The organism is Nevskia sp. (assembly GCF_021732705.1).
In the GTDB taxonomy this organism is placed as follows: Bacteria; Pseudomonadota; Gammaproteobacteria; order Nevskiales; family Nevskiaceae; genus Nevskia.
Genome location: NZ_JAKFUM010000009.1, coordinates 60,690 through 73,750 on the forward strand (window position 1 = coordinate 60,690; position 13,061 = coordinate 73,750).

Sequence of the window (13,061 nt, forward strand, 5' to 3'; positions counted from 1 at the left end):
TCAGGCGAGCGTCTTGCCGTAGACCCGATAGGTCTTGTACGCGACACCGCCCAGCGCTTCGTTCAGATGCCGCATCGGCAGGTTGTCTTCCAGAATCCACGACAGCTCGGCACTTTCGTAGCCGAGCTTGCGGGCCTCGGTACGCATCGCGTCGATGATCATCACCGGAATCACGGCCCGGGCCAGACCCGCGCAATGCTTGCTCTTGCGCACGCCCATCAGCGGCACGCGCACGGTCTTGACCTTCTTCACCTTCAGGCGCCACAGCAGCTTGGCCCAGCCGAACGGCAGCAGCTTGCCATCGAGACCTTGCAGCGCCTCGTTGATGTTCGGCAGCGACACGCCGAAGGCGATCGGAATGTCGTCGACGTCGACGAACCAGACCATGCGCTCGCTCAGGATCGGTCGCATGGCCTTGGCCAGATGGTCGGTATCGGCCGCGGTCAGCGGCTCGAACCGCCAGTTTTCGGACCAGGCGTCGTTGAAGATCGCCGTGATCGATTCGATGTCCTTCTCGTACTGCTTGAAGCTCAGGTGGCGCAACTTGAAGTTCGGCGGCAGCGGGCGGCGAATCAGCGCTTCGATGTTGCGCGGCAGCGGCTGGGTGATGTCGGCCAGATACGCGTACATGTCCTTGGCCTTGGCATAGCCCAGCGCTTCGATCTGCGTGGCGACGTACGGCAGGTCGTGCCCCATCATCAGCATCGGCGGCGTGTCGTAGCCCTTGACCAGCACGCCGGTTTCTTCGTTGATCGACAGGTTGAAAGGCCCCAGCACGTCGCGCATGCCCTTGGCCTTGAGCCAGCCTTCGGCGGTGGCGAACAGGGCCTGAAAGATCGCCGGATCGTTGTCCGCCGCGATCATGCCGAAGTGACCGGTGCCGCCCGGTCCCGAAGCCTTGCTGACCTGCGCCGAGATCCGGCCGACATCGCGACCGCCTTGCACCGCAAGCCAGAACTTCACCTCGGTATGCGCGAACAGAGGGTTCTTCTTCGGCGACAGCGCTTCCTCGCGCTCCATGTCCAGCGGCGTGATCCAGTTCGGATCGTGGGCAGAGATCCGCGATGGCAGTCGAATGAAGCGCTTCATCTCCGCCCGCGACTCGACGGGAATGATGCGGATCGGGCCTTCGGCGGCGGCAGCGGTCATCGGGTGCATCTCCAGTTGCAGCGGGCGCGGCCTGCCGTGGTCGGCAGGCCTCTGTGCAGGATAAGGGTCAATGCGATTGGCGGCAGGGTGCCGCCCGTGGCGCGCTCAATGGCGATCCAGCCGCTGGACGAAGAACAGACCCAGCAGCGAGAACGCCAGCGGCGTGCTCCATGCGGCCAGGCGCGGGCTGATCGTCCCGGCTTCGCCGAGTGCCGCCATCATGCCGTTCAGCAGCAGGAACAGCAGGCCGCAGACCAGCGCACCGAGCACCTGCACGCCGCCGGCACCGCCGCGGGTCAGCGCGATGGCGACCGGTGTCGCGATCAGCAGCATGATCAGCGCCGCCAGTGGATCGGTCAGCGCCCGCGCGATGCGCGTGCGGTAGAACGATTCGGTCTTGATGCCGGACTGGTTGCCGGCCAGCACGGCCGCGGCGAGGCCGCTCGACACATAAGGCTCCGACGCCGACAGCCGCATCAGATCGGCCGGCTTCAGGCGCGTGTCCCATGGCATCGCAGCGGCCACCGCGGCGGTACTGCCGGCGCGAAGATCGGTGCTGACCGCGTCAACCAGCGTCCAGGCGCCATTCGCGTATTCCGCTCGGGCGGCGACCACGCGGCTGGTCAGCAAGCCGTCGTCGTCACGGCGATAGATGCGGACATCGTCGAGGCGATGGCCATCCGGCAGCACCTGCGCCACGCCGACCACGGCACCAGCGGTGCGGAACCACAGCAGTTCGGTGTCGACGTCCTTGTCCGGCGACGGCGGCAGGCTGGCCCACCATGCGGTCAGCGCCTTCTGCGATTTCGGCACGATCACTTCGGCCAGCAGCCAGTGCAGCCCGCCGATGACGATGACCGTCGGCAGCAGCGCCAGCAGCACGCGGCGGAACGGCAGGCCGGCGGCGCGCATCGCGCAGATCTCGTTCTGGCGCGACAGGGTCGAGAACGCGAAGATCGCGCCGAGCAGCGCCGCCAGCGGCAACGCCTGCAGCAGCACGCTCGGCGAGCGCAGCGCGGCGTAGTGGCCGATGCCGAGCAAGCCCTGACCGCGGCTCAGGATATCGGTGGAGATTTCAAGCAGATCGAGCACCTGAAACAGCCCGCCGAGCGCGCACAGCACGGCGAACGTGCGCATCGCGAGCAGACCCCGCAGGTAGCCGCCGAGCGATCCCGGCAGGAAGAGCTTGGTCATGCCGCAGCCTTCCTGGCCGGCCGCAGCCGACGCGCGATGGCGCTGGTCACGTCCTCGACGCGGGCCACCGCGCGGGTCACCGGGTTGTCGCCCGGGCGCGCCAGGCTCTGGCTGTAGATCCAGATGCAGATTGCGGCGAACAGCAGCCACGGCCCCCAGACACCGAGCATCGCCGGCACCTTGCCCGATTCGGTCAGGCTTTCGCCGAGCTGCAGGCTGTGATGGAACAGCAGCATCATCACCGCCGCGACGATCAGGCTGGCGGTGCGCTTGCCGCGCTTGGCCGACATGCCGAGCGGAATCGCCAGCAGCGGCAGCAGCGGCAGCGACAAGGTGCGCGCGATGCGGCCGTTCACTTCGCCGCTGATCTTGGCCGGCGTCAGCGGCTCCGCCGGTGCCGGCAGGCCGCCGCGCCACAGTTCGAGGAAGGTCTGTTCGCGCTCGCTGCCACCGCGGGCGCGGAACGGCGGCGCGTCGGGCGTGAACGCGGTGTTGCTGTCCATTTTCTGGAAGCGCACCGCCAGCAGGTCCTGCCCGGGCTTGTCGCGGAAATGCTCGCCGTGATCGAGCGACAGCAGCAGCCAGCGACCATCGCCGGACGGCGTCAGCGTGCCGGTTTCGCCGGTGGTCAGCTCCTCGCGGCCCTCGACGGTGCGGCGGATGAAGACATGCCGCAGGTTGCGGCCGGTGGCGTCGACCTGATCGGCCGTCAGCGTGTAGCCGTTGCCGGCACTGGCGAACGTGCCCGGCTGCAGGCGCGCATCCCAACCCGCGTTCAGTGCCGAATACATGGTGGCGCGATAGGCGTAGCGGGCATACGGCTGCAGTGCGCCGAAGACCCAGGCGGTGAGCAGCATCAGCACGATCGATACCGCGAGGAACGGCCGCGTCAGCCGGGCAATCGACTGGCCGCCGGCCAGGTAGGCATCGAGCTCGTTCTCGTCGCCGAGCTTCGACACGACCACGAACAGCGCCACGAAGAACGCGGCCGGCAGCGCCAGTCCGAGGTAGTGCGGAATCAGGTCGACCACCAGCTTGAACACCGCCGGCAGCGCATGGCTGTTCTCGGCCAGGATGTCGAACAGGCGCAGCAGGCGTTCCAGCAGCAGCGCCACCAGCACGGTGCCGAGGCAGATCAGCAGCGTCGGAATCAGCTGCCGCAGCAGATAACGGTCGAGGATCGTCGGCATCAGCGTCGAGTCGGCAGGCAGCGCGCGGGGGTCGGGAGCATCGTCAGGCGGTGGTGGCGGCTGCGAAAAACGAAGACGGGACGCAAGAAAGTCGAGCGGAAGATTAGCCGGTGACGCCGTTCGCTGCACCGGATGCCGGCAGCAGCAGCCGGTAACTTCCGGCAGCGGCGAAACGCTGGTCCTGCGGCTGCCAGCGCCGCGCGTGCACCGCCAGATGCCAGCCACGCACGGTGCGCTCGATCTCGATCAGGTTCCAGCGCGCGCCTTCGTCCTTCGGGTTCGGGATGGCGGAGATCGATGGCACGCCGAGCACCGGAATCAGACCCTGCGGCCCGCGCAGCGGGTCGAAGCGGGCATCGCGCGAATGGCCGTGCAGCACCAGTTCGGCTCCCGTCCGGGCAAGCACGGCGCGAAACGCGCTGCGATCGACCAGCGCCTTGCGCGCGGTCACCACGCCCTCCGCCGGCGGGTGATGCAGCGTCACGATGCGCGCGAAGCCGCGCTGACCAAGGTCCACGAGCCGCGCTTCGAGCGCCAGCAGCTGTTCGGCGCCCAGTTCGCCGCTGGCAAAACCAGGTGGTGTCGGGATTGCGCTCGACAGGCCGATCAGCGCGACATCGCCGCGAATCCGCACGAACGGAAAACCGGTGGCGCCGTCATCGCCGCGCAGCCACGGCTGCCAATGGTCCCAGCCGTCCGCCGCCGGCATTGGCACCAACGCGTCGTGATTGCCCGGGACCACGGTCACCGCATCGGCCGGGCCCAGCGCTTCGAGCCAGCGGGCGGCCGCCACGAACTCGCTGGGCAGCGAGAAATTGGTGATGTCGCCGCTGACCAGCCAGTGATCCAGCGCGTGGGCGCGAATGTCGGCAACCGCCGCCGCCAGGACTTCCGGCCGCTGCAGCGCGCTGCGGCCGCGCGCCCACGACAGGCGGCTCAGCGCGCGCTTGGAGAAGCGATCGGACAGCGACGGCGCCGGTACGTCGACATGCAGGTGGGGATCGGAGCAGTGCGCGAGACGGAACATCAGACAGGCTTCGGGACAGGGTCGTGGCAGTTTCGGAGCAAGGTCAGGCCGAATCGGGGGTGATTCCCCGCTTGAACCCACTGGGGGATGCAGCGCTCGACCATACGGTGAGCCGCGTTGCGAACCGTCGCAATGCACCATAATACGCGCGCTTTTTCATGGCCTTCTGATGATCTTCCGCCCGCTCCGCACCCGTTCCGACTGCTTCGCCGCCGCGCCGCGTCCGCGCTGCCGCCGGCCGGCATGATCCGGATCGGGATCATCCGCAACCCGAACAGCCAGCGGAACAAGCGTCTCGGAGATCGGCTGTCGTCGGTCGTGGTGCCGGCCGGCATCGAACTGCTGCGGCTGGACCCCCGCTCCGCCGACGATGTCGCCGAGGTCGTCAAGGCTTATGGCGAACGGGGCGTGACGCATCTGATCGTCGATGGCGGCGACGGCACGCTGCGCGACGTGATGAGCGCCCTGCCCCCGGCCTTCGGCGATCGACTGCCGACCCTGATGCTGATGTCCGGCGGCAACGCCAACCTCACCATCCAGGATGTCGGCGGCGCCGGCTACGGGCCAGACGCGCTGCAGCGACTGCTCGGGACGCTGGTCACCGGTCAGGGTGCGCGCCGGGTGCAGCGTCGGCCCGTCGAGCTGCGCTGGCCGGATACCGCCCGGCCACCGGTGCTCGGTTTCTTCGTCGGTGCCGCAGCGTTCCACAAGGGCTGGAAGCTCGCGGTGGGTGCCGTGCACGACCGCGGCCTGCTGCATGGTCCCGCGGTGATGGCGACGATGGCCAGCGCGGTCTGGCAGACGCTGGCCGGCGGGCCGACCAGCGAGTGGCAAGCCGGCACGACGATGGGCATCGGCGTCGACGACGAACCGGAACGCGAAGGCAAGCGTTTCGTGTTCCTGTGCACCAGTCTGCACCGGCTGTTCAACGGCATCTACCCGTTCTTCGATCACGGCGAGTCGGCGCTGCGCTGGCTCGATGTCGATGCGCCGCCGCAGCGGCTGACGCGCTCGCTGCCGGCGCTGCTGAAAGGCCGCCCGAGCGCGTGGATGCGTGAATCCGGCTTGTATCGCAGCGGCGGCGCGCAGAAGCTTTCGCTGCGGATCGAAGGTCCGCTGGTGGTCGATGGCGAGGCGCACACGCCCGGCGTCTACGGCCGCGTCGAACTCCATGCCGGCCCGCTGCTCGACTTCCACTCACCGCTGAACCACTGACGCCTGCCGCATGACCGCTCCGCTGATCTCTGCCGCCGAAGCCGCACGCGCCGCGCTGAAGGCGCTGCTGGCCGACGAACTGGCGCTGGACCTGCCGGACGGCGTGCGCGCGGCGGCCGAGGTGCTGGCCGCGCGCGGCCACGGCTCGGTCAACACCGTGCTGTTCTACGGCTCGAACCTGCGCTCCGGCGCGCTGGATGGCGTGCTCGACTTCTACGTGCTGGTCGACTCGCTGCGCGGCTGGTATCGGCGCCGCCTGCCGGCCGCCGCCAATCGCGTGCTGCCGCCGAACATCCTGTATCTCGAACACGATTACGAAGGCCACAAGCTGCGCGCCAAGGTCGCCGTGCTGCGCAGCGATCAGTTTCTCGGCGCGATGGCACGCGGCAGCCTCGACACGACGATGTGGGCGCGCTACAGCCAGCCCGCCGCGATTGCCTGGGCGCGCGATGGCGACGCCCGCGATGCCGCTGCCGAAGCGATCACCGAAGCCGTGATCAGCGCATCCGGCTGGGCGGCGCGGCTCGGGCCATTGTCCGGTCGTGCGCGGGACTTCTGGCAGGCGCTGTACAAGCGCACCTACAGCGCTGAACTGCGGGTCGAGAAAGCCAGCCGCACCGACACGCTCATGGCCTATGGCGGCGAGCGCTACGACACCGTGCTGCCACTGGCCTGGACCGCCGCCGGCCTGCCGTACTCGGCCGACAGCGAAGGCCGCCTGCAGCCGCAGATCGATGACATGACCCGCCACGCTGCCAAAGCCGGCTGGGCGCTGCGCCACGGCATCGGCAAGCCGCTGAACTTCATCCGGCTGGTCAAGAGCGCGTACACCTTCGATGGTGGTGTCGACTACCTGCTGTGGAAGATCGAACGGCACAGCGGCCTGAAGGTCGAGCTGAAGCCGTGGCAGCGGCGCCACCCGATTCTCGCCGCGCCCGGCGTGCTGTGGATGCTGCGGCGGAAAGGCGCGATCCGGTGACGGAGCCGCCAGCCGCTGCCCCGGCGCCCGATCTCGCGCCCGCAGCAGCCGTTGCGCCCGGCGGTGCGCTGGGCCGCGTGTTCCGCAATGCCGGCAAGCTGCTCGGCGGCAAGGTGGCGGCCGGTCTGATCGGGCTGGTCTACCTGTCGCTCGGCGCGCGTACGCTCGGCCCCACCGACTTCGGTCTGCTGGTGTCGATCAACTTCTACGCGCTGCTGGTCGGCAACTTCTGCGTGCTGCAGGGCTGGCACACCCTGGTGCGCTACGGCAGTGGCGACCTGATGACGCAGCACCCGGAAGACTTCGTCGCGCTGTGGCGCTACGTCGCGAAGATCGAGATCGCCAGCGGCGCTGCCGCCATCGCGCTGTGCGCGGCACTTTCAGGCATCGTCGGCCAGCATCTCGGCTGGCCGGACTCGATCGCCGCCCTCGCCGTGCTGTATTCGCTGGCGATCATCTCGAACACGCAGACCACCCCGGCCGCGGTGCTGAACCTGTTCGGGCGCTTCGACCTGCTGTCGTTCCAGCAGGCCAGCGGCCCGCTGGTGCGGCTGATCGGCGCGGGGCTCGCGTGGTGGCTCGATGGCGGGCTGACCGGCTTCATCCTGGCCTGGCTCGCCGGTTCGATACTCGAGGGGCTGATCCAGTGGGCGCTGGGCCTCGGCGAGCTGCATCGGCGCGGCCTGCTGCGCCAGCCGCGCGAGCACGCGGCGGTCATGGCGATCCGGCAGCGCCATCCCGGCATCATCAAGTTCCTGCTGACCAACAATCTCGACATCGGCCTGACCGATGCCTCGAACCGCATCACCCCGCTCGCCGTCGGCGCGCTGCTGACGCCGGCCGCGGTCGGCCTGTATCACGTGGCGCTGCGCATCGGCATGGTGCTGCAGCAGCCGATGCTGATCATCAGCCGCACCGTCTACCCGGAGCTGGCGGCGATTGCGGCCCGAGGTGAGCAGGCGCGGCTGCGGCGGCTGGTGCTGCGCACCGGCGCGATCTCGATGGCCGGCGGCATCGTGCTGGTCGGCGCCTTCGCGCTGATCGGCCGCTGGCTGCTGACGACGATCGGCGGCGCCGGCTTCGACGCGACATACGGCCTGCTGCTGCTGATCGCCGTCGCGCGCACCGTGCACCTGCTCGGCTTCCCGTTCGGTTCGGCACTGGTGGCGCTGGGTCGCCCGAACACGACCCTGACCATCAACCTGATCGCCAGTCTCGGCCTGCTGCCGGTGCTGTACCTGCTGCTGCAAGCCTTCCAGCTCGAAGGCGCCGGCCTGCATGCGCTCGCGTATGCGGTCGTCACCGTCGGCGCGCTGATCGTCGCGCTGCTGCGGCTGCCGCCCGATCCTCCGAAGACGGCCTGAGCCGATGCGCATCCTGTATCTGATCAATGGCCTGAACGGCGGCGGCGCGGCGTTTCCGGTGCCGGAACTGATCGCCACCGCCGAACGCCACGGCGACACCGTGCGCGTGCTGGCGCTGATGCCGCAGGATGGCCGCGCCGCCGAGCGCTTCGATCGCGCCGGGCTCGACTGGGCGCTGATCGGCCGCGGCCCACGCGACTTCATCCCGAGCTTCCGCAAGCTGCTCGCCGAGATCCGGGCGTGGCGGCCGGACTTCATTTGGACATCGCTAAGCCGCGCCTGCGTCTACGGCCAGATCGCGGGCCGCATCACTGGCGTGCCGGTGCTGAGCTGGCAGCACAACGCCTGGCTCAAGCCCGGCAACGTTCGCCTGCTGCGCCTGACCGGCCGGTGGGCCGATCGCTGGGTTGCCGATTCCGATACCGTGGCTACGTTCACCCACGACACGCTGGGCGTCGCGCACGAGTTGATCGATGTCTGGCCGATCTTCCGCGCCCGCGGCGACGTGCCGCAGGCCAAGCCCTGCGAGCCCGGCGGCCGTTTTCGCATCGGCAGCCTCGGCCGGCTGCACCCGAACAAGCGCTACGCAGATCTGATCGATGCCACCATCTGGCTGCGTGATCGGCATCCGGAGGCGTCGAAGCGTCTCGAAATCCTGATCGGCGGCGAAGGTCCGGAACAGGCGGCACTGGCCGCGCGGATCGAACGCGCCGGCCTCGACAATCTGCGGCTGGTCGGCTTCATCGAGCGTCCCGCGGATTTCCTCGCCGGGTTGCATGGCTACGTGCAGCCGTCGCATCACGAAGGCATGTGCATCGCCGCGCATGAAGCGATGCAGGCGGCGCTGCCGATCATCGCGACACCGGTCGGCGAGTTGCAGCGCAGTGTCATCGACGGCGAAACCGGGCATGTCGTGCCGGTCGGCGATCCACCGGCGCTGGCCAAGGCGTCGCTGGCCCTGGCCGACGACCGCGCACGCGCCGCGCAGATGGGTCAGGCCAGCCGCGACCGCGTGATCGAGCGCTTCGGCGAATCGGCGTTCGATCGCGCCGGGTTTGCGGTGCTGGACAAGATGGCGGCAGTGGTGGCGCGGCGGCAGCGAGCCTGATCCTCGACCATCACGCGATCAAGCCGCCTTGCGCACTCGAACGGACATCGAGTGGCTCGGTGTCCTGCCGACGAACGCCGATGCCGGGCGGCACCGGCGTCAATGCCTCGCCTTCGAATGCAGCGCTCGCCGGGATGACCGCGCGGCGTGCCGCTCAGTCGTCCGTAGCGACCGGAATCGCCGCACCGGCCGGCATCGTCGATGGATGCACCATGCGGCTGTAGCCGGACATCGAGCGGTCGAAGATGAAGTGGCGCAGCACGCTGAGCCACGAATCGTAGGACTTCAGGTTGTCGTACGACTCCGGCGCAATCTCGCGCAGCTTCGGCAGCTTGTTCCACGGCACGGCCGGGAAGTCATGGTGCTCGTTGTGGAAACCCATGTTGAAGCACAGCTTGTTCAGCGGACCGTAGTAAGAGTACGTGTCCTGGCCTTCCTTCGTGACGTGGTGCTCCTGAATCCAGCGACCGCCAAGCGGATGCAGGCCCAGCGCGAACAGGGTCGACAGCGCCAGATAGCCGAGGGCCGCCGGCCCGAGCCAGAGATAGATCGCGACATTCACGGCGATCACCGCCAACAGGTTGGCGACGACCCAGGCGTCCCACAGTTCGACGCCGCGCTGGGCCTTGAGCTTCATCGGCCGCAGCGCCTGCGAGATCGGCAGCAGCGCCACCCACAGCGCCTTGCGCCACGGCGAGTTGCCGATCAGCTCGGCTTCCTTGTGGCTGACGATGTCCGGGTCCATGTCGTACTGGCCCAGATAGCGGTGGTGATGCAGGTGGAACTTGCGGAAGCCCATCGCCGACGGCAGCACCAGCGCAAAGTCGCAGAAGATCGCGAACAGGCGGTTCAGCGTCTGGTTCTTGAACACCAGCGCGTGCGTGCACTCGTGGATCATCACGTACAGCGCGTGATTGACGAAGGCGCCGAACAGGAAGGCGACGGCGATGAAGACCCAGGCGTCGAAGCCCGGCGCGAACGACGCGACCAACCACTGTGACGACACCAGCGCCACGATCCAGACCGCCGACATCGGATTGCGCGACATCAGCGCCCGTACTTCCGGATGTTTGGCGGCAATTTCGCGCCGCCGCGTGACATGGGAAATCGGCTCGTCGACGTAGATGAAATCGTGGCTCATGGTCAGCTCAGGACTTTCTTGAAAGGAATTCGGGCTGCGATCACGCACATCGGGCGGATCAGCGAGCAGCGGCTTCGGCGGCAATCCACCGCTCCGCAGCGGCAAGAATAGCATTCGCACCCCGCCGGGCCGAGGGCTCGTCGGTCAGGTCGAAGCTGTAGCGGAACAGTTGGCGCTGGGTGTCGAGGTAGTCGCCATGGCTGGCGAACGCATCGTCGACGTCGTCCAGAATGTGGTCGGCATTCTCGATCACCGGGCCGCTGGTCCAGTGCCGGTAGTTGCTGTCGGCCTGCCAGTCCGCGCGCTGGGCGTTGATGAACAGGCACGGCCGCGGCGTGTGCAGGAACTCGTAGATCTGGCTCGACGCGTCGCCGAGATACAGGTCGGCCGCACGGACATAGGTCATGTCGACGCTCCGCTCGCTGCCGAGGTCGACGAGGATGTTCGGGCAGTCGCGCACCCAGTCCGGGATTTCGCCCGGCGTGTCGAGCGACAGCTTGTCGATCGAGACCTGCACCTGCTTCCGGAACAGCATCACGTGCGGCGCGACGATCAGGTTGTAGCGGTCGGACTTCGCGAACGCCTCCAGCACCTTCAAGCCTTCCGCGTACCACGACGAGAAGCGCGGCGAAAAATGCGGGTTGTAGACGACGGTCGGGCGGTCGTTGTCGAACAGCTTCGGCCGCGGCCCGCGGGTGTGCAGATCGAACTTGGCGTAGCCGACGATCGCGTGACCGTCTTCCTTCAGCAGCCCGGCCGCGCGCAGGCGATCGCGGATCTTCGGGCCGGACATCAGCACCAGATCGAACTCGCCGCTGGACTTGTCGAAGCCGACTTCGCGGTCCCCCGCCCCGTGCCGCGTGTGCACGAATTTCAGATGCTTGACGCCGAATCGCCGCCGCAGGATCAGGCTGGTCTTTTCCGGCACCACCAGCACATCGAGCGCCGCAAACGTCTTTCGATGCGCCCACAGGGTCATCAGCCGGGTGAACGGCGCGATCTGGTCCAGACGTCGACGGAAACCCGCCAGCGATGGATTCAGCGTCAGCAACCGGAAGTCGAGCCGGCTTCCCGGGTAGTCCTTGGCAAGCTCGCGCAGATAATCGAGCTGGCGCGCGTCGGACGCCAGCAAAGTCACGGTCAGATCCGGCCGCAGACGGCCGAGTTCGAACGCGATCGGCGCGCTGTGCGCGATCTGATGCAGATGCTCGTGGTTGAACAGGAAACCGATGGTCGGCGCACGCGGCGCGGCACCGGCATCGGGCTTGGTCATCGACACGATTCAGCGCTCGCAGGGCGTCGACAGCAACGAAAACGAACAAGGCCCGGAAATCCGGGCCTTGTTGCGGCAACTCACGGGCATCGACGTCGAACCGCGACGCTGGATCCCGCGAGACGGCGGATCAGCGCGCGCCGCCCGAAGCGAGCATCGCGACTTCGGCATGCGCCGGGATCGCGCTGGCGACCGGCGCCCGCTTGCGCGCGGGCGCCACCGCCGGCGGCAGCACGCCGAGCTGGCGACCGACGGTCTCGAACAGCTGCACCGCACGGTCGATCTGTGCCGGCGTGTGCACGGCGCTGACGCTCGACCGCAGCAGCGGCGACGGCGTCGGCGTGGCCGGCGGCATCGCCAGATTCAGGTACACGCCGCCTTCGAGCAGACGGTTCCAGAACTCGACCGCGACCGGCACTTCCGGCACGGCGACCGACACGATCGGGCTGCACTGCGGGCCGACCGCGAAGCCGAGCTTGCGCAGGCCGTGATACAGGCGCTGGGCATTCTCGTGCAGGCGCTGGCGGCGCTCCGGCTGCTCCTGCATGCGGCGCAACGCGGTGATCGTCGACGCCATCACCGCCGGCGGCAGCGAGGCCGTGAACATGTACGGACGGCAGGCCACGCGCAGGATGTCGAACTCCGGCACGTTGGACACGCAGAAGCCGCCGACGCTGCCAAGGCTCTTCGAGAACGTGCCGACGATGAAGTCGCAATCCGCTTCAACGCCCGCCTCTTCGGCCAGACCGCGGCCGTGCTCCCCGAGCACGCCGAGCGAATGCGCCTCGTCGACCATCAGCCAGGCGCCCATCTCGCGCTTCACTTCGGCGAATTCACGCAGCGGCGCGGTGTCGCCGAGCATCGAGTAGATGCCTTCGACGACCACCAGCTTCTGGCCCGGCTCGTTCGCGAGGCGCTTCAGGCGCTTGCGCAGGTCATCCGGATCGTTGTGGCGGAAGCGCACGACTTCGGCGTGGCCCAGACGGGCGCCGTCGTAGATGCTGGCGTGGCTGTCGGTGTCGAGCAGCAGATAGTCGCCCTTGCCCGCCAGGGTCGACAACATGCCGAGGTTCGCCTGATAGCCGGTCGAGAAGACCATGCAGTGCTGGCGATTGAAGTACTTGGCGAGATCGCTTTCGAGCTTGCGGTGGGTGCCGTAGCTGCCATTGGCGATGCGCGAGCCGGTGGTGCCGGTGCCGTGGGCACGGACGGCGGCGACCGATTCCTCGATGCAGGCTTCATCGAACGTCAGGCCCAGATAGTTGTTGGTGCCGAGCAGAATGGTCTTCTTGCCGCGGTAGATGCCTTCAGTCGAGGACAGCATGTCCTCGAACACCATCTCGAACGGGTTCTGGCCGACCGAACGCAGCTGGTCGTAGGTCTGCCGCAGAGGGGCAAACTTCGAAAGTATGCTCACTATT

11 protein-coding genes are annotated in these 13,061 nt (G+C 68.0%); 4 read left to right on the plus strand and 7 right to left on the minus strand.

Annotated features, from left to right (window positions below; genetic code table 11):
* From QZ951_RS11030 to QZ951_RS11045, 4 genes are all read right to left on the minus strand, one after another.
* Entirely contained in the window at positions 1 to 1,149 is a 1,149-nt protein-coding gene (locus tag QZ951_RS11030; protein WP_293000641.1) for a dATP pyrophosphohydrolase, read from the minus strand.
* Between the two features lie 105 nt (positions 1,150 to 1,254).
* Positions 1,255 to 2,343 (minus strand): LptF/LptG family permease, encoded by a 1,089-nt coding sequence (locus QZ951_RS11035; RefSeq protein WP_293000642.1) that lies wholly within the window; start codon positions 2,341 to 2,343, stop codon positions 1,255 to 1,257.
* The gene (locus QZ951_RS11040; RefSeq protein ID WP_293000643.1) at positions 2,340 to 3,533 is read right to left on the minus strand and encodes an LptF/LptG family permease; all 1,194 of its coding nucleotides are present in this window, start codon (positions 3,531 to 3,533) and stop codon (positions 2,340 to 2,342) included. Before QZ951_RS11040 ends, QZ951_RS11035 begins: the two co-directional genes overlap by 4 nt.
* A 103-nt stretch (positions 3,534 to 3,636) precedes the next feature.
* Positions 3,637 to 4,560: a metallophosphoesterase gene (locus QZ951_RS11045; protein ID WP_293000645.1), complete on the minus strand. Its 924-nt coding sequence runs from the start codon at positions 4,558 to 4,560 to the stop codon at positions 3,637 to 3,639.
* Positions 4,561 to 4,803: 243 nt separating this feature from the next.
* Between QZ951_RS11045 and QZ951_RS11050 the strand changes: the two genes are divergently transcribed.
* Genes QZ951_RS11050 through QZ951_RS11065 form a run of 4 tightly spaced genes read left to right on the plus strand, consistent with a single transcriptional unit; the run spans position 4,804 to position 9,226 of the window.
* A complete protein-coding gene (locus QZ951_RS11050) occupies positions 4,804 to 5,775 on the plus strand; it encodes a diacylglycerol kinase family protein (RefSeq protein WP_293000647.1) in 972 nt (323 codons plus the stop codon).
* A gap of 10 nt (positions 5,776 to 5,785) precedes the next feature.
* On the plus strand, positions 5,786 to 6,754 hold the full coding sequence (locus QZ951_RS11055; protein WP_293000649.1) for a hypothetical protein: 969 nt from the start codon (positions 5,786 to 5,788) through the stop codon (positions 6,752 to 6,754).
* Complete coding sequence (locus tag QZ951_RS11060; RefSeq protein WP_293000651.1) at positions 6,751 to 8,118, plus strand: lipopolysaccharide biosynthesis protein; 1,368 nt, start codon at positions 6,751 to 6,753, stop codon at positions 8,116 to 8,118. Before QZ951_RS11055 ends, QZ951_RS11060 begins: the two co-directional genes overlap by 4 nt.
* A gap of 4 nt (positions 8,119 to 8,122) precedes the next feature.
* Positions 8,123 to 9,226 carry a glycosyltransferase gene (locus tag QZ951_RS11065; protein ID WP_293000652.1) on the plus strand — a complete coding sequence of 368 codons (1,104 nt, stop codon included), beginning with the start codon at positions 8,123 to 8,125 and terminating at the stop codon, positions 9,224 to 9,226.
* A gap of 154 nt (positions 9,227 to 9,380) precedes the next feature.
* Here QZ951_RS11065 and QZ951_RS11070 read toward each other — a convergent pair whose 3' ends face one another.
* The 3 genes from QZ951_RS11070 to QZ951_RS11080 form a co-directional block, all read right to left on the minus strand.
* Complete coding sequence (locus QZ951_RS11070; protein ID WP_293000653.1) at positions 9,381 to 10,367, minus strand: fatty acid desaturase; 987 nt, start codon at positions 10,365 to 10,367, stop codon at positions 9,381 to 9,383.
* Between the two features lie 58 nt (positions 10,368 to 10,425).
* Positions 10,426 to 11,640: a hypothetical protein gene (locus tag QZ951_RS11075; RefSeq protein ID WP_293000654.1), complete on the minus strand. Its 1,215-nt coding sequence runs from the start codon at positions 11,638 to 11,640 to the stop codon at positions 10,426 to 10,428.
* 130 nt (positions 11,641 to 11,770) lie between these two features.
* The gene (locus QZ951_RS11080) at positions 11,771 to 13,057 is read right to left on the minus strand and encodes an aminotransferase class I/II-fold pyridoxal phosphate-dependent enzyme (protein WP_293000655.1); all 1,287 of its coding nucleotides are present in this window, start codon (positions 13,055 to 13,057) and stop codon (positions 11,771 to 11,773) included.
* Positions 13,058 to 13,061: the final 4 nt, after the last annotated feature.

Bases quoted from the DNA above. Each gene is read 5' to 3' on its own strand.
- QZ951_RS11075 (WP_293000654.1), bottom strand. From the start codon at position 11,640: ATGACCAAGCCCGATGCCGGTGCCGCGCCGCGTGCGCCGACCATCGGT.
- QZ951_RS11035 (WP_293000642.1), bottom strand. From the start codon at position 2,343: ATGACCAAGCTCTTCCTGCCGGGATCGCTCGGCGGCTACCTGCGGGGT.
- QZ951_RS11040 (WP_293000643.1), bottom strand. From the start codon at position 3,533: ATGCCGACGATCCTCGACCGTTATCTGCTGCGGCAGCTGATTCCGACG.
- QZ951_RS11065 (WP_293000652.1), top strand. From the start codon at position 8,123: ATGCGCATCCTGTATCTGATCAATGGCCTGAACGGCGGCGGCGCGGCG.
- QZ951_RS11050 (WP_293000647.1), top strand. From the start codon at position 4,804: ATGATCCGGATCGGGATCATCCGCAACCCGAACAGCCAGCGGAACAAG.
- QZ951_RS11045 (WP_293000645.1), bottom strand. From the start codon at position 4,560: ATGTTCCGTCTCGCGCACTGCTCCGATCCCCACCTGCATGTCGACGTA.
- QZ951_RS11055 (WP_293000649.1), top strand. From the start codon at position 5,786: ATGACCGCTCCGCTGATCTCTGCCGCCGAAGCCGCACGCGCCGCGCTG.
- QZ951_RS11030 (WP_293000641.1), bottom strand. From the start codon at position 1,149: ATGACCGCTGCCGCCGCCGAAGGCCCGATCCGCATCATTCCCGTCGAG.
- QZ951_RS11070 (WP_293000653.1), bottom strand. From the start codon at position 10,367: ATGAGCCACGATTTCATCTACGTCGACGAGCCGATTTCCCATGTCACG.